A 19928-nucleotide genomic window follows, 5' to 3' on the forward strand; every position below is an offset into this window, starting at 1 on the left:
GTGCTGCCGTTGTGCGGCTGTCGTGCTTCTTCGTGCGGCTGTCGTGCTTCTTTGTGCAGCTGTCGTGCTTCTTCGTGCGGCTGTCGTGCTTCTTCGTGCTGGTCGAAGCCGGGACCGCGTCCGCCGCATCGCGGACTCGGGGGTGTGTGGGGACCGCCTCTCCGGTCTCCTTTCCCGGCCTGTCCGGGAAGGCCGCGGCCGGTGCGCGGCGACCGGGGGCGCCCGCGCCCTTCCAGGAATCCCCGCCTTCCGTGAAATCCCTCCGGCGCGTGTGCGAAGGCCGCGAATTCCGCCGCCACTTCCCCGACGGCCGCCTCCTGAGGGGCGCCGGACGACCGTTCCCGAGGTGATCGTGTTTCTCGCCGCGACCGCCGCCCCGTGCTTCCGCTTTCGCCTCCCGGCCGTCCCGTTGATCGTTTTCCCGGTGGTGCGGACGATGCGCCCGGAAGGGCCGGGCTTCCCGTTGTTCCGCCCCGGCCGGAACACCGCCCGGCCGGCCGCCCCGAGGGCGTTCGCACCGCTCCCTTCGCCCTCTCCCCGCCCTTCGCGATACTGAGGGCTATGCGGACTCCGAAAAGCTTCGGTAAAGGCGCGTCCGCGTCCGTACGACTTCCCGTCCGGCGAGCCGTCCGCCCCGGCGGCACTTCCCCGCCGACGCCTCCGACGACCCGGCCGGTGTTCCGCCGGCCGGTTATCCGTACAGCCCGGACCGGTTACGCGTACAGCGCGGACCGGTGACCCGTACAGCGCCGGCCGGTCTTCCGGCCGGCCCGGTGTGAAGGACCGGCATGACGTCCGACATGAGCTCCGACGGGACGGGCGGCCCCGCTCCCGGCACGACGTCCGCACACGACCTGATTCCGCGGCCGAGGGCCCTCGAGCGCCTGCCCGGCGGCGCCGTCCTGCTCGACCGGCACACCGAGCTGTACGCCGGGCCGGGCACGGACACCACCGAACGCTGGCTGCGGGCCGTCCTCGGCCCGGCCCTCGGCCTGCCCCTGCGCCCGGGCCCCCGGGACGCCCGCGACGCCGTACGGCTGCACGTCGACGGCGCCCTGGAACCCGAGGCCTACCGGCTCTCCGCCGTCGCCGGCGGCGGCGTGGACATCCGGGGCGGCGACGCGGCCGGCGTCTTCCGGGGCGCGCAGACCCTGCGCCAACTGCTCGGCCCCGACGCCTTCCGGCGCGCGCCCGTACGCCCCGGGGCGCCCCACGGCATCGCGCCCGGGACCGTCGAGGACTCCCCCCGCTTCCGCTGGCGCGGCCTCCTCCTCGACGTCGCCCGGCACTTCATGCCCAAGGACGGCGTTCTGCGCTACCTGGATCTGATGGCCGCGCACAAACTGAACGTCCTGCACTTCCATCTGACGGACGACCAGGGCTGGCGGATCGAGATCACGCGGTATCCACGGCTCACCGGCATCGGCTCCTGGCGGCCCCGCACGAAATTCGGCCACCGCGCCTCACCGCTGTGGGACGACCGGCCGCACGGTGGCTTCTACACGCAGGACGACATCCGGGAGATCGTCGCCTACGCCGCCGAACGGCATATCACAGTCGTCCCCGAAATCGACGTACCGGGCCACTCGCAGGCCGCCGTCGCCGCGTATCCGGAACTCGGCAACACCGACGTCATCGACACCACCGCCCTCTCCGTCTGGGACACCTGGGGCATCAATCCGAACGTACTCGCCCCCACTGACAACACCCTGCGGTTCTACGAGGGGGTGTTCGAGGAAGTGCTGGATCTGTTCCCCGCGGACGCCGCCGAGTTCTCGTCGTTCGTCCACATCGGGGGCGACGAATGCCCCAAGGACCAGTGGCGGCGCTCACCCGCCGCGCAGGCCCGGATCGAGGAACTCGGCCTCGCCGGCGAGGACGCGCTCCAGGCGTGGTTCGTCCGGCACTTCGACACCTGGCTGGCCGCGCGCGGGCGCCGGCTCATCGGCTGGGACGAGATCCTGGAGGGCGGCCTCGCCGACGGGGCGGCCGTGTCGTCCTGGCGGGGCTACGCGGGCGGGATCGCGGCCGCGCGCGCGGGACACGACGTGGTCATGTGCCCCGAGGAGCACGTGTACCTCGACCACCGGCAGGACGGCGGCCCGGACGAGCCCGTGCCGATCGGCTACGTGCGCACCCTGGAGGACGTCTACCGCTTCGAGCCCGTACCACCGGAGTTGACGCCCGAGGAGGCCGGCCGGGTGCTGGGCACGCAGGCCAACCTGTGGACCGAGGCGATGGAGGACTCCGCGCGCGTGGACTACCAGGCCTTCCCCCGCCTCGCCGCCTTCGCCGAGGTCGCCTGGAGCCGGCTGCCCGCCCCGGCGGAACGCGACTTCGCCGGCTTCGAGCGCCGGATGGGCGCCCACTACGCGCGACTTGACGCCCTCGGCGTCGCCTACCGGCCGCCGGACGGGCCCCGGCCGTGGCAGCGGCGGCCCGGGGTGCCGGGACGCCCGCTCGACGGACCGCCCCCCGGCCGGTAGCCGCACGACGGGGCGGCGCCGCGCCGCGCCGCACCGTCCCGGCGCGTCACGGAAAAACCCCGACAGGATCACCGAAGAGTGGCAATCCGAGCACATCGGTGAAGATGTGTGAAACCGGTCCATCTCCCTGGTGAGGTGGGCGAATGCCTCCTAGCGGACCCCCGCGTTCGGGCGTTGCGAAGATGTGCCAGAGTTGCCACGTCCGGCCTGTCAGCACGTACCGTACGGCAACACAGGTGGGACCAGGTGGGGCAGCGGGAAGGGGCAGCCGGTTTGACCACGCACGCACCGCAGGCGGCGCAGGCCGTCACGCTGCCCACGACGCTGGACGAGGCCGTGGCGGCCCTCGCGGCCATGCCCGCCGCCGTACCCGTCGCGGGCGGTACCGATCTGATGGCCGCGGTCAACTCCGGTCAGCTCAGGCCCGCCGCGCTGGTCGGCCTCGGCCGGATCAGCGAGATCCGCGGCTGGCAGTACCAGGACGGGCACGCCCTGCTCGGCGCCGGACTCACCCACGCGCGCATGGGCCGCCCCGACTTCGCCGCCCTCATCCCGGCGCTCGCGGCCGCCGCGCGCGCCGCGGGCCCGCCGCACATCCGCAACGCGGGCACCCTGGGCGGCAACATCGCCTCCGCGTCCCCCACGGGCGACGCGCTGCCCGTCCTGGCGGCCCTGGAGGCGACGGTGGTCGTCGCGGGTCCCGGCGGCGCCCGCCGGGAGATCCCGGTCTCGCACCTGCTGGCCGGCATGGAGATGCTGCGCGGCGGCGAACTCATCGGGTACGTGCGCGTGCCGCTGCTGCACGCCCCGCAGGTCTTCCTGAAGGCGACCGGCCGCACCGGCCCGGGCCGCGCCGTCGCCTCCGTCGCCCTGGTCCTCGACCCCGCCCGGCGCGGAGTCCGGTGCGCCGTCGGCGCCATAGCGCCGATGCCGCTGCGGCCCCTGGAGGCCGAGCAGTGGGTCGCCCGGCTCATCGACTGGGACAACAACCGCGCGATCGTCCCCGAGGCGCTGCACGCCTTCGGCGAGTACGTCGCCGCCGCCTGCATCCCCGACCCGGCCCCCGCCGAGGACGGCTCGGTGCAGCCGCTTCCGCCCGCCGTACTGCACCTGCGGCGCACCGTCGCCGCACTGGCCCGACGAGCACTGGGGAGGGCGCTGTCGTGACCGACGACCAGCACGGACAGGGCACGCCGCAGGGCGGCGGACGCTGGGACCCGCTGCCCCAGGGCGACTACGACGACGGCGCCACCGCCTTCGTGAAGCTTCCCGAGGGCGGGATCGACGCCCTGCTGGCCGGCCGCGGCGACAGCCCGCTCGCCGCCCCCGGCCACGGGTATGTGCCGCCGCGGATCACCGCGGCGCACGAGGGCGCCGACCCGTCGGCGACCGGCGCGGACGCGTGGACGAACCCGGCCGGCGGCACCGAGTGGCCCGCCGCCGCGACGGGCGGCACGGCCGGCGACGACCGGTTCACCTACCACCCCGGCGGCACCGGGCAGTGGACCTTCGACGAGACCACCGCGCCCGCCGCGGAACCCGCCCCCGGCCACGACGTGACCGGGCAGTGGTCGATCCCGGTCGCCGGGGGCGACCTCCCCGACGAGTCCGGCGAGTACACCACGTCGTCCCTCGTCGAGCAGTGGGGCGGCACACCCCCGGCGACCCTGCCGGGAGGCGCGCCCGCGCCCTGGGCGACCGGACCGGCACCGGACGCGGGGAACACCCCGGGACAGCCGTGGGACCGGCAGCCGGAAGGCCCCGCCGGGCAGCCGTCCGACGTCTCCGCTCCCCCCGGCGCACCGGAGCACGCCCAACCGGTGGCGGACGCCTCCGCGTTCGCGCCGGCACCCGAGCACACGGCACCGCCCGCCCCCGGGCCGTCGTACGGGACGCCTTCGTACGAGACGCCGTCGTACGGGTCGCCCGTCTACGCACCGCCCTCGTACGAGACCGCGCCGCACCAGACCGCGCCGTACGAGGCCCCGATGCCCGAGCGGGACGAGCCTCACGAGCGCAACGAGCGCAACGAGCCCGACGAGCGCGTTGAATGGGACGACCGGGACCCGCGGGGCGAGCGAGAGGCCGTGGAGGCCTCACAGGGCGCCTCCGGGCCCGGTGAGGTCCCCGTGGACCCCTACGGCGCTCCCGGGGCCGCACAGGGCCGGGAAGCGGCCCGCACGGCCCCCGGAGACGCACACCCGACGGCGGACCCGGCCGGCACCGAACCGGTCACCGCCGAGCCGCCGGTCACCGCCGAGCCGCCGTTCGACGCACCCGGCCCGGACGGGACCCCGGAGGCGCCGGCGGACGCCGACCCCGCCGGAGCCCCGCACGCCGGGCACGAGGACGCCGCCGGCTCCGAGGCCGCCCCCGGCGCCGAGGACGCCCCGCACGGGGACGGCGCCGCCGGACCGGACGACGCCGCCGGGGCCGCCCCCGACGCCCCGCCCCTCCACGACGACCACCCCCTCGCCTCCTACGCGCTGCGCGTCAACGGCTCCGACCGTCCGGTCACCGACGCCTGGATCGGCGAATCGCTGCTCTACGTGCTGCGCGAGCGGCTCGGCCTAGCGGGCGCCAAGGACGGCTGCTCGCAGGGCGAGTGCGGGGCCTGCAACGTCCAGGTCGACGGGCGGCTCGTCGCCTCCTGCCTGGTGCCCGCCGTGACCACCGCCGGCAGCGAGATCCGCACCGTCGAGGGCCTGGCCGTCGACGGGCAGCCCTCCGACGTGCAGCGGGCGCTCGCCCGGTGCGGGGCGGTGCAGTGCGGCTTCTGCGTACCCGGCATGGCGATGACCGTGCACGACCTGCTGGAGGGCAACCCCGCGCCCACCGAACTGGAGGCCCGCCAGGCCCTGTGCGGCAACCTGTGCCGCTGCTCCGGCTACCGGGGCGTCCTGCGGGCCGTCAAGGACGTCGTCGCCGAACGCGAGGCGCACGCCGCCGCCGAGGCCGACGCGGACGGCGACGAGGCCCGCATCCCGCACCAGGCGGGCCCGGGCGCCGGCGGCGTCAACCCGTCGGCGTTCGAGAACCCGGCACAACCGCACCCGAACGACCCGGTGTACGGACACGGACAGGGCCAGGACGGAGGCCAGGCGTGAGCAACGAAGCAGCCACCGCGACGGCGCCCGCGGAGGCCGCCCCCGCCCCCGAGCCGATCCCGCACGGCCTCGGCGCGTCCCTGCCGCCCGCCGACGCCCGCGCCAAGACGGAGGGCACCTTCCCCTACGCGGCCGACCTGTGGGCCGAGGGCCTGCTGTGGGCGGCCGTGCTGCGCTCCCCGCACGCGCACGCGCGCATCGTCTCCATCGACACCTCCCACGCGCGCGAGATGCCCGGCGTACGGGCCGTCGTCACCCACGAGGACGTGCCCGGCAGCGCGCTGCACGGACGCGGCCCGGCCGACCGCCCGGTGTTCGCCTCCGAGGTCGTGCGCCACCACGGCGAGCCCATCGCGGCCGTCGCCGCCGACCACCCCGACACCGCGCGGATGGCCGCCGCGGCCGTCATCGTCGAGTACGAGGTGCTCGACCCGGTCACCGACCCGGAGCAGGCCTTCGAGGCGGAGCCCCTCCACCCCGACGGCAACCTGATCCGGCACATCCCGCTGCACCACGGCGACCCCGCCGCGTCCGGCGAGGTGGTCGTCGAGGGCCAGTACCGCATCGGCCGCGCGGACCCCGCCCCCATCGGCGCCGAGGCCGGCCTCGCGGTGCCCCGCCCCGACGGCGGCGTGGAGCTCTACGTGGCCTCCACCGACCCGCACACCGACCGCGACGCCGCCGCCGCCTGCTACGGCCTCTCGCCCGATCGGGTGAAGATCGTCGTGACGGGGGTGCCGGGCGCCACCGCCGACCGCGAGGACCAGGGCTTCCAGCTCCCGCTCGGCCTGCTGGCCCTGCGGACCGGCTGCCCGGTGAAGCTGACGGCGACCCGCGAGGAGTCCTTCCTCGGCCACGTCCACCGCCACCCCACCCTCCTGCGGTACCGCCACCACGCGGACGCCGAGGGCAAGCTGGTCAAGGTCGAGGCGCAGATCCTGCTCGACTCGGGCGCCTACGCCGACACCTCCGCCGAGGCCCTGGCCGCCGCCGTCTCCTTCGCCTGCGGTCCCTACGTCGTCCCCAACGCCTTCATCGAGGGCTGGGCCGTACGCACCAACAACCCGCCCTCCGGGCACGTCCGCGGCGAGGGCGCGATGCAGGTCTGCGCCGCCTACGAGGCGCAGATGGACAAACTGGCCAAGAAACTCGGCCTCGACCCGGCCGAACTGCGGCTGCGCAACGTCATGGCGACCGGCGACGTGCTCCCGACCGGCCAGACCGTGACCTGCCCGGCGCCGGTCGCCGAACTCCTCCAGGCCGTCCAGGAGTTCCCGCTGCCGGCCCTGCCGAAGGACACCCCGGAGGAGGACTGGCTGCTGCCGGGCGGCCCCGAGGGCGCGGGCGAACCGGGCGCGGTGCGCCGGGGCGTCGGCTACGGCCTGGGCATGGTGCACATGCTCGGCGCGGAGGGCGCCGACGAGGTCTCCACGGCCACGGTCAAGGTCCAGGACGGCGTCGCGACGGTGCTCTGCGCGGCGGTGGAGACCGGCCAGGGCTTCACGACCCTGGCCCGACAGATCGTCCAGGAGACCCTCGGCATCGACGAGGTGCACGTCGCCCCCGTGGACACCGACCAGCCCCCGGCCGGCCCGGGCTGCCGCGGCCGCCACACCTGGGTCTCCGGCGGCGCGGTGGAACGCGCGGCGAAGATGGTCCGCACCCAGCTCCTCCAGCCCCTGGCCCACAAGTTCGGCATGTCCACCGAACTGCTCCAGATCACCGACGGCAAGATCACCTCCTACGACGGCGTCCTGTCGACCACCGTCACCGAGGAGCTCGTCGGCAAGGAACTGTGGGCCACGGCCCAGTGCCGCCCGCACCCGACCGAGCCGCTGGACGGCGCCGGCCAGGGCGACGCGTTCGTGGGCCTCGCCTTCTGCGCGATCCGCGCGGTCGTCGACGTCGACATCGAACTGGGCTCGGTACGGGTCGTGGAGCTGGCGGTCGCCCAGGACGTGGGCCGGGTGCTCAACCCGGCGCAGCTGGACGCGCGGATCGAGGCGGGCGTCACCCAGGGCGTCGGCATCGCCCTCACCGAGAACCTGCGCACCCCGCGCGGCCTGGTCCGCCACCCCGACCTCACCGGGTACGCGCTCCCGACGGCCCTGGACGCGCCCGACATCCGCATCGTCAAACTCGTCGAGGAGCGCGACGTGGTCGCGCCGTTCGGCGCCAAGGCGGTCAGCGCGGTCCCGGTCGTGACCTCACCGGCGGCCATCGCCTCCGCCGTACGCGCCGCGACGGGCCGCCCGGTCAACCGGCTGCCGATAAGGCCGCAGGCGGCGGTGGTCACGGGCCAGTGAGCGGGGCCCCGTCGTGAACGGGTGGTGCTCCACACCGGCTGACGGCGTCCGGCCAGCCGGCGGTCGCGCGGCCCCCGGCGCTCCGCCTCCCGCGGGCGGCGCACGCGCGCGGGGACGCCTTCCACCGGCCGGGCCGTCTCCGGTCGATTGCCGCCGTCTCCGGCCGTCTCAGGCCGTCCGTCTCCGGCCACGAGGGGTAGGTGGGGAAGACGGTCGAGGCGATCCGGGTGGGACGGGAACGTAGGAGGGTGATCCGGCGTCTTCTCGGGCGGGGCCCGTTGTCAGTGGTGCCGCGTAGTGTTCGGGGCAGTGGAACAGCGGCGGGCCGGGGGCCCGCCGTAGGGGACGGCACACACACTTCACGCACGGGGGACCGATGGGCACGACCGGGACCGCCGCCGGCGCGGCGGTGATCACCTTCACCGAGGACGAGCTGGATCCGTACGTCACCCACGCGCCGACGCGTCGCTGGCTGACCGGCCCCGGACTGCCGGGCGTCGGCGAGCTGCTGACGTTCGACGCGCTGCGCGCGGACGGCCTGCGCACGGTGGCCGACTCCACCGGCGACCCGGAGGGCCGCCTCGCGCCCGGCCTGCGCGACCAGCTCGTCATCGGCGGCCTGACCGGCCCCGGCGGCCCCGTGACGGAGTCGGTGCTGCTCGACGGCGCCACCGGCGAGGTCACGACGACGTACTTCTTCCACGACCGCCCCGACCTGATGGACCGCCGGCCGCTCGCGCCGTCCCTCCAGACGCTGGTGCGGTTCGCCACGGCCGCCGACGAACTGGCGGCCCTGCGCGGCCAGTTCGCGGCCTACGCGGGCCGGTGCGGACCCGAGGTGGTGGCGGAGGCGACCGGCCGGCTGCTCGCCCTGTACGAGGCCGGCTCGGACGGCGAGGTGCCCCCGTTCTGGCGGCTGGCCGCGGTGGTCCGCCCCCTGGCCCTCATCGCGGGCCCCGGCACCCGGTCCGACCTGGCCCTGGACCTGCCTCCCCGGCTCCTGGACGAGGAGTTCGGCGCCCGCGCCGTCGTCCGCTTCGAGGACGTCGACTTCCCGGCCGTGCTCACCCACGAGCCGACCCGCCGCTTCCTGCGGGAGGTGGGCCTGCCGGAGGAATGCGTCTGGTTCACCCTGGACACCGACGCCCCCCTCCCCACGCTCACCGAGCACCGGGCGGACGACCCGGGCGCCGCCCTCCCCGCCGGCGCGGCCCACCTGATCCGCCTCGGCCACCTCGCCGAGGACACCAGCCTCGTCGTCGACGGCACCACGGGCGCGGTCCTCTCCTGGAGCGAGCCGGACACCACCCTGCGCCCGCTGAACGCCGACGTCTCGACCCTCGCGTTCACCCTCTGGCTGATCCACCGCGAACGCGCCCTCGACGCCGACCACGCCCTCACCGAGGCCTACGACCAACTGGCCGCCACCATGACCCGCACCCTGGCCGCCCTCGACCCCCTGGCCTGCGACCCGACCCCGTCGACACCGGGCGACGACGGGTGGCGGTACTGGCCGGAGATGTTCGAGGACGAGGCGGGCGGAGGGCTGTACGCGTAGGCGGACGGGGCCGACGGCCGCCGGGGCGCGGGGGGCGGCAGCACGCGACCGTCCCCGTATCGGCCGATCCGGCCGGACGACCGGAAGGGTGGCACCCCTCCCGGGGTACCACCCTTCCGTCTTGCCTGGTCGCAACACCAGAGGCCGTGGCGGGAATTGAACCCACGTACCTCGCTTTGCAGGCGAGTCCCTAAGCCACTCGGGCACACGGCCGTTCATCGGTTCCACCGGGTGGTGTGCCCTGCCGAACCGCGTGACACGACCGTAGAGCGGGGGCGGTCGGGGGCTCAAGGGGGGCGTGGGGGCTGCAATGCGACTGCCACACGGCGTTCATGAAACGGGGTGGGGCGTAGGACCGACGGACCAGCTGGGGCCCGTCTCCGGACAGGGGTCAAAGTCGGTTGTGGGCCTTACTCTGACGGGCATGGCCGCCCTCGAATCCCGCGACACCGGTGTCGCAGCCGACTCCCCGACGACCGCAGGTCCCACCTCGACCCAGTCCCCGCCCCCGCCCCCGTCGACGTCGCCGTCTCCGTCCGCCGGCGACACCGTGCTCGGGCGCGCCTACCGGTCCCTGAGCATCGGGATCGTCTCCGTCGTCCTCCTGATCGCCTTCGAGGCGACCGCCGTGGGCACGGCGATGCCCGTGGCGGCACGGGAGCTGGACGGGGTGTCGGCGTACGCGTTCGCGTTCTCCGGGTACTTCACGACCAGTCTGTTCGCCATGGTGCTGGCGGGGCAGTGGTCCGACCGGCGGGGGCCGCTGGGACCGCTGACCGGCGGCATCGCCGCCTTCGCCGCCGGGCTCCTGCTGTCCGGGACCGCCGCGACGATGGGGCAGTTCGTCCTCGGGCGGGCCGTGCAGGGGCTCGGCGGGGGACTCGTCATCGTCGCCCTGTACGTCGTCGTCGGGCGGGCTTATCCGGAGCGGTTGCGGCCGGCGATCATGGCGGCGTTCGCGGCGTGCTGGGTGGTGCCGTCCGTCGTGGGGCCGCTCGCCGCCGGCGCGGTGACCGAGCACCTGGGGTGGCGGTGGGTGTTCGTGGGGATCCCGGTGCTGGTCGTACTGCCGCTCGCGCTCGCGCTGCCCCAGATACGGCGGCGGGCGGGCGGCCCGGTCGACGGGGCCGGGGGCGCCGCGCCCGACCGGCGCCGCATCCGGCTCGCGCTCGGCATCTCGCTCGGCGCCGGCCTGCTCCAGTACGCCGCCCAGGACCTGCGGCCGCTGTCCCTCCTCCCCGCCGTCGCGGGCGCCGCGCTCCTCGTGCCGGCCGTCCTCGGACTCCTCCCGCGCGGCACCTGCCGGGCGGCCCGCGGACTGCCCTCGGTGGTCCTGCTGCGCGGGCTCGCCGCGGGCTCCTTCGTCGCCGCCGAGTCCTTCGTACCGCTGATGCTGGTCACGCAGCGGGGCCTCAGCCCGACGCTCGCCGGGTTCTCGCTCGCGGCCGGCGGGGCGACCTGGGCGCTGGGGTCGTGGGTGCAGGCCCGGCCGCGGGCGGAGCCGTACCGGGAGCGGCTGATGACCGTCGGCATGGTGCTGGTGGCGACCGCCATCGCCGCCGCGCCCAGCGTGCTGATCGACGCCGTGCCCGCCTGGACGGTGGCCGTCGCCTGGGGCTTCGGCTGTTTCGGCATGGGCCTGGTGATCTCCTCCAGCAGCGTGCTCCTGCTCCAGCTGTCCGCCCCGGAGGAGGCCGGCAGCAACTCCGCCGCCCTCCAGATCTCGGACGCGCTGTCCAACGTCCTGCTGCTGGCGGCGGGCGGCGCCGCCTTCGCCGCGCTGGGCGGCGGCACGGTCACCCACGCGGCCGCCGACGCCTCCGGCTCCCACCCGGCGGCCTTCGCGGCCGTCTTCCTGCCGATGGCGGCGGTGGCACTGGCGGGGGCCTGGGTGACGACCCGGTTGCGGACCCGTGAGTGAGTGGTACCAGAGTGACCCCACGCATGGTACCGTTTTGGTATGGCTATGAATCTCCGTCTCCGTGACGACCAGCAGGAAGCGCTGAGGCTGCGGGCCGAGGAGGAAGGGCGCAGTATGCACGCCGTAGTGCTTCAGGCGATCGACCGGTATCTGGAGCAGGAGGCGGACCGGACCACGGTGCGACGCCTCGGGGCGAAGTACGCGGCAGCCCATGCGGACCTGCTGCGGAGGCTGGGGGAGTAGCGGGTGAAGTACCTGACGGTCCAGGAGGTCCTGGATCTGGCCGAGCTGGCGTGCGGAGGGCAGGAGATCGCCGTGCGCGATCTGGGCCTGCTCAGTGCGGCTGTGCACCGCCCTCGGTCTCAGATGTTCGGCGTCGAGGCGTACACGGACCTGTTCGAGAAGGCTGCCGCGCTGCTCCAGTCGCTTGCCGTCAACCACCCCTTGGTGGACGGCAACAAGCGCATGACGTGGATGTCCACCGTCGTCTTCCTCGATTTCAACGGCACGGACATGGTCGGCGTCGACCAGGACGAGGCGTACAAGCTCGTCATCGAGGTGGCGTCGCGCAGCCTCGAGGATGTGGGGATGATCGCCCGGCGGCTGGAGGCTCTGCACGAGGAGATGTGACCTGTCTCCCATCCGCGCACGCCCCGGCCTCGTCCACGCGATGACGGGGTCGGGCCGCCGGTAGGGTGGCCCGGTTGTCATACGTAGCCGAGACCGACCCCCGAACCGGAGACCGTGACTACCACCGCCGCCTCCTCCCCCTCCGCCGCCGTTTCCACCTCCCACCACCTGTCACCCGCTTTCCCCGGCCGCGCCCCCTGGGGCACCGCCAGCAAGCTGCGGGCCTGGCAGCAGGGGGCGATGGAGAAGTACATCCAGGAGCAGCCGCGCGACTTCCTCGCCGTCGCCACCCCCGGCGCCGGCAAGACGACCTTCGCGCTCACGCTGGCGTCCTGGCTGCTGCACCACCACGTCGTGCAGCAGGTGACCGTGGTCGCACCGACCGAGCACCTGAAGAAGCAGTGGGCGGAAGCGGCCGCGAGGATAGGCATCCGGCTGGACCCGGAGTACAGCGCGGGCCCGCTCAGCAAGGACTACCACGGGGTCGCGGTGACGTACGCGGGCGTCGGCGTACGGCCGATGCTGCACCGCAACCGCAGCGAGCAGCGCAAGACGCTCGTCATCCTCGACGAGATCCACCACGCCGGTGACTCCAAGTCGTGGGGCGAGGCCTGTCTGGAGGCGTTCGAGCCGGCCACGCGGCGGCTCGCCCTCACCGGTACGCCGTTCCGCTCCGACACCAACCCCATCCCCTTCGTGACGTACGAGGAGGGCAACGACGGGATCCGGCGGTCGGCCGCCGACTACACGTACGGCTACGGGTCCGCGCTGGCGGACAACGTCGTGCGGCCCGTGATCTTCCTTTCCTACAGCGGCAACATGCGCTGGCGGACCAAGGCCGGCGACGAGATCGCCGCGCGGCTCGGCGAGCCGATGACGAAGGACGCGATCAGCCAGGCCTGGCGTACGGCCCTCGACCCGCGCGGCGACTGGATGCCGAGCGTGCTGCGCGCCGCCGACCAGCGGCTGACGGAGGTCCGCAAGGCGATCCCGGACGCGGGGGCGCTGGTGATCGCCTCCGATCAGGACTCCGCGCGCGCCTACGCCAAGCTGATCCGCGAGATCACGGGGACCAAGGCGACCCTCGTCCTCTCCGACGACGCCGGCGCATCCGACCGCATCGACGAGTTCAGCGGCAACACCGACCGGTGGATGGTCGCGGTGCGGATGGTGTCCGAGGGCGTCGACGTGCCGCGGCTCGCGGTCGGGGTGTACGCCACCACCATCTCCACCCCTCTCTTCTTCGCACAGGCCGTCGGGCGTTTCGTACGGTCGCGGCGGCGCGGCGAGACCGCGTCCGTGTTCCTGCCGACCGTCCCCGACCTGCTCGGCTTCGCCAACGAGATGGAGCGCGAGCGCGACCACGTCCTCGACAAGCCCAAGAAGGAGGGGGGCGAGGAGGACCCGTACGCCGAGTCCGAGAAGGAGATGGACGAGGCGAACCGGGAGCAGGACGAGGACACCGGCGAGCAGGACATGCTGCCCTTCGAGGCGCTGGAGTCCGACGCCGTCTTCGACCGCGTCATGTACAACGGGGCCGAGTTCGGCATGCAGGCCCACCCGGGCAGCGAGGAGGAGCAGGACTACCTCGGCATCCCGGGGCTGCTGGAGCCCGAGCAGGTGCAGCTGCTGTTGCAGAAGCGGCAGGCCAAGCAGATCGCGCACAGCAAGAAGAAGCCGGACACCGAGGCCGACCTGCTGGAGCTGCCCGCCGAACGGCGGCCGGTCGTCTCCCACAAGGAGCTGATGGAGCTCCGCCGGCAGCTCAACACGATGGTCGGCGCCTACGTCCACCAGAGCGGCAAACCGCACGGGGTGATCCACACCGAGCTGCGGCGGGCGTGCGGGGGACCGCCGAGCGCCGAGGCGACGGCGGGCCAGCTGCGGCAGCGGATCGCCAAGGTCCAGGAGTGGGCGACCCGGATGGCGTGACGTCCCGGGGCGGCGGGGCTGGGGGGCGGCGGGGATGCCGCCTGTCCCCGGTCGGCCCACCGGCTCCCGGCGCTCGGGGTATGTGCTGTACGTATCGGGACAAACACAGGTAGTCCCATCCGGTCAATGACCGGATTCTGGACGGAGCCTTCCGCTCAGCGAACCGGCTTCGCTACTGTCCCGCTACGCACACGCCCCGTGGCAGCGCCGCCGCGGAGCGCAGCCGTGAAGCGACCAGGCCCGGACAAGCCGGGCCCACCTGCCGATCGGCGGCCTCTGAAGCGCGTCTCCGACGGGACTCGGTGACGCATCCGCCGCGAGAGGGCCGCCGACCTCACCACTAAGGAGTGGGCGTCGTGACCGCGGAGACCTCCCAGACGCTCGATCGAGGACTGAGGGTCCTCAAGCTGCTGGCCGATACCGACCACGGGCTGACCGTCACCGAGCTTTCCCAACGACTCGGCGTGAACCGGACCGTCGTGTACCGGTTGCTCGCCACGCTGGAACAGCACGCACTCGTACGGCGCGACCTGGGCGGACGGGCCCGGGTCGGGCTGGGGGTGCTGCGGCTGGGCCGGCAGGTGCATCCGCTGGTACGGGAGGCGGCGCTGCCGGCGCTGCGGTCGCTGGCCGACGACATCGGCGCGACCGCCCATCTGACCCTGGTCGACGGGACGGACGCGCTGGCCGTCGCCGTGGTGGAGCCGACGTGGACGGACTACCACGTGGCGTACCGGGCCGGGTTCCGGCACCCGCTGGACCGGGGGGCGGCGGGCAAGGCGATACTCGCCGCGCGGCACCGGGCGCTGGAGGATCCCGGGTACGCGCTGACCCAGGGCGAGCTGGAGGCGGGGGCGAGCGGTGCGGCCGCTCCGCTGCTGGGGGTGACGGGGGTCGAGGGCAGTGTGGGAGTGGTGATGCTGGCCGAGGCGGTGCCGGAGCGGGTGGGACGGCGGGTGGTGGACGCTGCTCGGGAGGTGGCGGAGGCGTTGCGCTGAGCGCCGGGCGCCGGGCGCTGGGCGCTGTGCCGGGGCGTGGGGTGCGGGGTGCCGGCGTGAGGTGAGGGCGGTGGGGCCGTCGGGCCTCCTGTGGGCAGCGGGCCGGTGGGGGCGGGCCTGAGGGGTGCGCAGCCCGGCGCCGCGGGGTGCCTCCCCCACTCTCGGCTTCGCTCGAGCGGGGGGACCCCCATCGCCCACCCGTGCCGCCCCAGCGGCACGACTGCCCGCGGCTGCGGTCAGTACGGGTGCGGCTGTGGTGCGCTTGCCCGGGGCTGCGGCTGCCCGGGGCTGCGGTGGGGTGGCTGCGGCTGTGGCGGGTGGGTCTGCCCGCGGGTGCGGTGGCTGTGGCTGTGCCGTTCGCGGTGTCGGGCCTGACCACCGGCCCGCTGCCGCGTCATCCTCTCGCGTTAGATTGACTCCGTGCTCTCACGCCTCACGCGTCTCCAGGCCCTGGCCGTCTGTGCCCTGCCCCTCGTCGCCCTGCTCGCGACGGCGGGGCTGGCGCCGTTGCCGTTCTCGGTGGCGCAGCCGGGGATGACGGCGGATGTGCTGGGGGAGAACAAGGGCACCCCGGTCATCACGATCTCCGGCGCGACCACCCGGGAGACCCGGGGGCAGCTGCGGATGACGACCATCGAGGCGACCGGTCCGGACGCGCGGGTCTCGCTGGAGGACGTGGTCGACGGCTGGTTCCGCACCGACCAGGCGATCATGCCGCGGGACTCGGTGTACCCCAGCGGTGACAGCACCGAGGAGATCGAGCGGTACAACACCGAGCAGATGGAGGAGTCCCAGGACGCCGCGACCGAGGCGGCGCTGCGCTACCTCGGCCGCACCGACGACGGTGTCGAGGTCACGTTGAAGCTCGCCGACGTCGGAGGTCCCAGCGCCGGTCTGCTGTTCTCCCTGGGCATCGTCGACAAGCTGGACGGCGACGGCAGCGGCGGTGACCTCACGGGCGGCCGTACCGTCGCCGGGACGGGCACCATCGACGCCGACGGCACCGTCGGCGCGGTCGGCGGGGTCGCGCTGAAGACGCAGGCCGCCCGCCGGGACGGCGCCACCGTCTTCCTCGTACCGAAGGACGAGTGCGCGGACGCCCGGGCCGAGCTGCCCGCGGGGCTGCGGCTGATCCCGGTGACCACCCTGAAGGGGGCGGTGGAGTCCCTGACCGCCCTGGCGCAGGGCAAGGGCTCCGTACCGAGCTGCTGAGCCCCGGGCCGACAGGACCCGGGCCCTGGCGGCCTACTTCACGAACCCCTGCTCCTTCATCCAGTCCAGCGCCACCTGGTGCGGGTCCTCGCCGTCCACGTCCACCTTCGCGTTCAGGTCCTGGGCCACCGTGTTGTCCAGCTTCGCGGTGACCGGGTCGATGACGTCCGCGATCGCCGGCCACTTCTCGAAGGTCCTGGTGTTGATCACCGGGGCGGCGTTGTAGTTCGGGAAGAACTTCTTGTCGTCCTCCATCACCACCAGGTTCATGGACTTGATGCGCCCGTCGGTGGTGAACACCTCCCCGTACGTGCAGCTCCCGTTCGCCGTCTCGGTGTAGATGATCCCGGTGTCCATCTGGGTGATCCGCGACGCCGGCACGTCCATGCCGTACGCCTTCTGCATGCCCGGCAGCCCGTCCGCCCGGTTGGCGAACTCGCCCTCCACGCACAGGGTGACGGCGGCCGGGTCGGACTCGGAGAGCGCGGCCACCTCCGACAGCGTCCTGGTGCGGTACTTCTTGAAGTTGGCCTGGTTCATCGCCAGCGCGTAGGTGTTGTTCAGCCGGGACGGCGGCAGCCACGTCACCCCGTTGCGCACGTCCGCGTCGCGCACGGCCTGCCACTGCCTGCGCGGGTCGGTGATGGGCTCGCTGTTGCCCTGGTACGTGATCCAGGCGGTGCCCGTGTACTCGTACATGGCGTCGGCGTCCCCGTTGCGGATGGCCTCGCGGCCGCCGATGGAGCCCTGGATGCCGGTGCGGTCCAGGACGTCGGCGCCGGCCGCCTGGAAGGCGATGCCCATCATGGCGCCGAGGATGAGGTTCTCGGTGAACGACTTCGACGTCACGGTGAGACGGGCGCCCTTGAGCGGCTCGCCCTGCCCGATCGACCCGGGCGAGACGTCGTCGACCATGGGGGAGCCGCTGGTCAGCCCGCAGCCGGAGGCCAGCACCAGCGCCCCGGCCAGGCACCCGGCCGTGCACCGGACCCGCCTCACCGGTCGCGTCGGCCTCCGCTCACCCGTCCGCCTCGCTGGGCTCATCCGCCCACCTCCAGCCCCCGCGGCCGCAGCAGCACCTCGGCCAGCGAGGCCAGCCAGTCCACCAGCAGGGCCAGGGCGATGGTGAGGACGGAGCCGAGCACCAGCACCGGCATCCGCTGGTTGGTGATGCCGGCGGTGATCAGGACGCCGAGCCCGCCGCCCCCGCCGAAGGTCGCCAGGGTCGCGGTACCGACGTTCAGGACGAGGGCGGTGCGGACGCCGGCCAGGATCAGCGGGACCGCCAGCGGCAGCTCCACCTTGGCGAGCACGCCCACCGGTGACATGCCGATGCCGCGCGCCGCCTCCAGCAGCGTCGGGTCGTTCGCCTTCAGACCGGCGATGGTGTTGGAGAGCACCGGCAGGATGGCGTAGACGATGATGCCGATCAGGGCCGCCTTCTCGCCCGTGCCCAGCCAGATCACCAGCAGCGCGAGCAGACCGATCGCGGGGGTGGCCTGGCCCATGTTGGCCATGGCCATCGCGAAGGGGGTGGCCCTGCGCAGGGGCATGCGGGTGAGCAGGATGCCCAGCGGGATCGCGATGACCAGCACGAAGAAGGTGGAGATCACGGTCAGTTCGATGTGCTGCCACAGCGCCTTCGACACCTGTCCGCCGGACAGCGCGTTCTCGGAGATCGTGTCCAGGTCCGCCTGCTGGAACCACAACCAGGTGGCGAGCAGCAGGGCGACCAGGAAGGCCGGCAGGATCGTCAGCTGCTGCCAGGTGAAACGGCGCCGCGGGGGACCGGGTGCCGGCGGCGGGCCCCCGGCGCCGTCCCGGCCGGGTTCCTCCTCGTCCCCCATCACCTCCTCGACCGGCTCCGGGTTCCTCATGCCTTCACCTCCCCGCCGTGGCCCTCCTGCTCCGCGTGCGTCTGCGGGGCCCGCGCCTCCTCCAGCTCGTGCTGGGCCTCCAGCGCCTCCAGCCGGTCGGCCTCCAGCAGCTCGTGCACGGAGTTCAGCAGCGTCTCCATGTCGACGACACCGATGTACTCGCCGCGCCGCCCGGTGACCGCGACCCTGCCGGTGTTGTCCGTCAGCACCGCCTCCAGCGCGTCCCGCAGCGTCGCGTCCCTGGTCACGGTGTCGCTCACCAGCGTGCCCGCGCGGGCCAGCGAGCCCTTGGCGCGCATCAGGTCGCCGCGCCGCAGCCACTTGTAGGGGCGGTCCCGCCGGTCCAGCAGCAGGATCTCGTTCGTGCCGCTGGTGCGCAGCCGGTTGAAGACCGTCTGCAACGGGTCCTCCACGCTCACCGTCGGATAGCCGGTGACCTCGACGTCCCGTACCCGGGTGAGGTTCAGCCGCTTCAGGGCCGCCCCCGCGCCCACGAACCCGGACACGAAGTCGTCCGCCGGGTTGGTGAGGATGGCCTCCGGGGTGTCGAACTGCGCGATGTGCGAGCGCTCGCGCAGCACCGCGATCCGGTCGCCCAGCTTGATCGCCTCGTCGAAGTCGTGGGTGACGAACACGATCGTCTTGTGCAGCTCGTGCTGGAGCCGGATCAGCTCGTCCTGGAGGTGGTCGCGGGTGATCGGGTCCACGGCGCCGAACGGCTCGTCCATCAGCAGCACCGGCGGATCCGCCGCCAGCGCCCGCGCCACGCCCACGCGCTGCTGCTGTCCGCCGGAGAGCTGGCGCGGATAGCGGCCGCGGAACTCCCCGGGGTCGAGACCGACCAGGTCGAGCATCTCGTCCACCCGGTCCCTGGTCCGGCCCTTCGGCCAGCCCAGCATCCGCGGCACGACCGCGACGTTCTGCGCGACGGTCATGTGCGGGAAGAGGCCGGACGACTGGATGGCGTAGCCGACCTTGCGGCGCAGCCGCACCGGGTCGATGTCGGTGACGTCCTCGCCGTCGATGCGGATGCGGCCGCCGCTCGGCTCGATCAGCCGGTTGATCATCTTCAGGGTGGTGGACTTCCCGCAGCCCGACGGCCCGACGAAGATGACGGTCTCGCCCGCCTTGATCTCCATGTTCACGTTGTCCACGGCCGGCTGCGCACTGCCGGGGTAGTGCTTGGTGAGGTTCTCCAGCTCGATCGTCGCGCCGTGGGAGACGGACGGGTCCGGGGAACCGGGCCGGGCCTCAGGCACGGATCCCCCTCGGGATCGTCAGCCGTCCGATCAGGACGTAGGCGGCGTCGAACAGCAGGGCCAGGACGATGATCCCCAGCGTGCCCGAGAGGACCTGGTTGAGCGCGTTCTTGCTGCCCAGGGAGGCGATGCCGCGGAAGATCTCGTTGCCGAGTCCGGGCCCCGAGGCGTACGCGGCGATGGCGGCGATGCCCATCAGCATCTGCGTGGAGACCCGGATGCCGGTCAGGACCGGCGGCCAGGCCAGCGGCAGCTCCACCCGCGCCAGCCGCCTCAGCCGGGACATCCCGATGCCCGTCGCCGCCTCCACCAGGGACGGGTCGACGCCCCGCAGGCCCACGATCGCGTTCCGTACGACCGGCAGCAGCCCGTACAGGGTCAGCGCGATCACCGTCGGCGGCACCCCCAGGCCCACCAGCGGGATCAGCAGACCGATCATGGCGAGGGACGGCACGGTCAGGACGGTGGAGGTGGCGGTGGTGGCGAGGTTGCCGGCCCAGCCGCTGCGATAGGTGACGACCGCGATCAGCACACCGAGCACCGTCGCCACGACCATGCACTGGAAGACGACGCTGGCGTGTTGAAAGGCGTCGGTGAGCAACTGCTGGTGGCGGTTGCCCAGGTACTCCCAGAAGTTCACGC

General features: G+C 73.6%; 15 protein-coding genes and 1 tRNA gene. 11 read left to right on the plus strand and 5 right to left on the minus strand.

Annotation, left to right across the window (positions count from 1 at the left end):
* Positions 1-800 precede the first annotated feature (800 nt).
* From ACZ3KJ_RS00335 to ACZ3KJ_RS00355, 5 genes are all read left to right on the plus strand, one after another.
* Positions 801-2486, plus strand: coding sequence for a beta-N-acetylhexosaminidase (locus tag ACZ3KJ_RS00335; RefSeq protein WP_467524760.1), 1686 nt, complete (start codon positions 801-803; stop codon positions 2484-2486).
* A gap of 273 nt (positions 2487-2759) precedes the next feature.
* A complete protein-coding gene (locus ACZ3KJ_RS00340) occupies positions 2760-3653 on the plus strand; it encodes an FAD binding domain-containing protein (RefSeq protein WP_385076663.1) in 894 nt (297 codons plus the stop codon).
* Positions 3650-5593, plus strand: coding sequence for a (2Fe-2S)-binding protein (locus ACZ3KJ_RS00345; RefSeq protein WP_467523496.1), 1944 nt, complete (start codon positions 3650-3652; stop codon positions 5591-5593). The genes ACZ3KJ_RS00340 and ACZ3KJ_RS00345 overlap by 4 nt, the downstream gene beginning before the upstream one ends.
* Entirely contained in the window at positions 5590-7899 is a 2310-nt protein-coding gene (locus tag ACZ3KJ_RS00350; protein ID WP_467523498.1) for a xanthine dehydrogenase family protein molybdopterin-binding subunit, read from the plus strand. The genes ACZ3KJ_RS00345 and ACZ3KJ_RS00350 overlap by 4 nt, the downstream gene beginning before the upstream one ends.
* Positions 7900-8275: 376 nt before the next feature.
* Positions 8276-9457: an SUKH-4 family immunity protein gene (locus ACZ3KJ_RS00355; protein ID WP_467523499.1), complete on the plus strand. Its 1182-nt coding sequence runs from the start codon at positions 8276-8278 to the stop codon at positions 9455-9457.
* Between the two features lie 141 nt (positions 9458-9598).
* Here ACZ3KJ_RS00355 and ACZ3KJ_RS00360 read toward each other — a convergent pair.
* A tRNA-Cys gene (locus ACZ3KJ_RS00360) sits at positions 9599-9670 on the minus strand.
* 211 nt (positions 9671-9881) lie between these two features.
* Between ACZ3KJ_RS00360 and ACZ3KJ_RS00365 the strand changes: the two genes are divergently transcribed.
* From ACZ3KJ_RS00365 to ACZ3KJ_RS00390, 6 genes are all read left to right on the plus strand, one after another.
* Positions 9882-11378, plus strand: a complete 1497-nt coding sequence (locus tag ACZ3KJ_RS00365) for an MFS transporter (protein ID WP_467523501.1) — start codon at positions 9882-9884, stop codon at positions 11376-11378.
* A gap of 45 nt (positions 11379-11423) precedes the next feature.
* Positions 11424-11621, plus strand: a complete 198-nt coding sequence (locus ACZ3KJ_RS00370) for an Arc family DNA-binding protein (protein ID WP_467524762.1) — start codon at positions 11424-11426, stop codon at positions 11619-11621.
* Between the two features lie 3 nt (positions 11622-11624).
* Positions 11625-12008 carry a type II toxin-antitoxin system death-on-curing family toxin gene (locus ACZ3KJ_RS00375; protein ID WP_467523502.1) on the plus strand — a complete coding sequence of 128 codons (384 nt, stop codon included), beginning with the start codon at positions 11625-11627 and terminating at the stop codon, positions 12006-12008.
* A gap of 114 nt (positions 12009-12122) precedes the next feature.
* Complete coding sequence (locus ACZ3KJ_RS00380) at positions 12123-13940, plus strand: DEAD/DEAH box helicase (protein ID WP_467523504.1); 1818 nt, start codon at positions 12123-12125, stop codon at positions 13938-13940.
* Between the two features lie 356 nt (positions 13941-14296).
* Positions 14297-14938: an IclR family transcriptional regulator gene (locus ACZ3KJ_RS00385; RefSeq protein WP_467523505.1), complete on the plus strand. Its 642-nt coding sequence runs from the start codon at positions 14297-14299 to the stop codon at positions 14936-14938.
* Positions 14939-15358: 420 nt separating this feature from the next.
* Positions 15359-16150: a S16 family serine protease gene (locus ACZ3KJ_RS00390; RefSeq protein WP_467523506.1), complete on the plus strand. Its 792-nt coding sequence runs from the start codon at positions 15359-15361 to the stop codon at positions 16148-16150.
* A gap of 33 nt (positions 16151-16183) precedes the next feature.
* On the opposite strand, the gene ACZ3KJ_RS00395 is transcribed toward ACZ3KJ_RS00390, so the two are convergent.
* The 4 genes from ACZ3KJ_RS00395 to ACZ3KJ_RS00410 form a co-directional block, all read right to left on the minus strand.
* Positions 16184-17065, minus strand: coding sequence for a glycine betaine ABC transporter substrate-binding protein (locus tag ACZ3KJ_RS00395; RefSeq protein ID WP_467524764.1), 882 nt, complete (start codon positions 17063-17065; stop codon positions 16184-16186).
* 125 nt (positions 17066-17190) lie between these two features.
* Positions 17191-18027, minus strand: a complete 837-nt coding sequence (locus ACZ3KJ_RS00400; RefSeq protein ID WP_467523507.1) for an ABC transporter permease — start codon at positions 18025-18027, stop codon at positions 17191-17193.
* On the minus strand, positions 18024-19286 hold the full coding sequence (locus tag ACZ3KJ_RS00405) for a betaine/proline/choline family ABC transporter ATP-binding protein (protein WP_467523509.1): 1263 nt from the start codon (positions 19284-19286) through the stop codon (positions 18024-18026). The genes ACZ3KJ_RS00400 and ACZ3KJ_RS00405 overlap by 4 nt, the downstream gene beginning before the upstream one ends.
* Complete coding sequence (locus ACZ3KJ_RS00410) at positions 19279-19926, minus strand: ABC transporter permease (RefSeq protein WP_467523511.1); 648 nt, start codon at positions 19924-19926, stop codon at positions 19279-19281. The genes ACZ3KJ_RS00405 and ACZ3KJ_RS00410 overlap by 8 nt, the downstream gene beginning before the upstream one ends.
* Positions 19927-19928 lie beyond the last annotated feature (2 nt).

Source organism: Streptomyces sp. NPDC003248 (genome assembly GCF_055563235.1).

Bases quoted from the DNA above. Each gene is read 5' to 3' on its own strand.
- ACZ3KJ_RS00335 (WP_467524760.1), top strand. From the start codon at position 801: ATGAGCTCCGACGGGACGGGCGGCCCCGCTCCCGGCACGACGTCCGCA.
- ACZ3KJ_RS00355 (WP_467523499.1), top strand. From the start codon at position 8,276: ATGGGCACGACCGGGACCGCCGCCGGCGCGGCGGTGATCACCTTCACC.
- ACZ3KJ_RS00365 (WP_467523501.1), top strand. From the start codon at position 9,882: ATGGCCGCCCTCGAATCCCGCGACACCGGTGTCGCAGCCGACTCCCCG.
- ACZ3KJ_RS00370 (WP_467524762.1), top strand. From the start codon at position 11,424: ATGAATCTCCGTCTCCGTGACGACCAGCAGGAAGCGCTGAGGCTGCGG.
- ACZ3KJ_RS00395 (WP_467524764.1), bottom strand. From the start codon at position 17,065: ATGGTCGACGACGTCTCGCCCGGGTCGATCGGGCAGGGCGAGCCGCTC.
- ACZ3KJ_RS00400 (WP_467523507.1), bottom strand. From the start codon at position 18,027: ATGAGGAACCCGGAGCCGGTCGAGGAGGTGATGGGGGACGAGGAGGAA.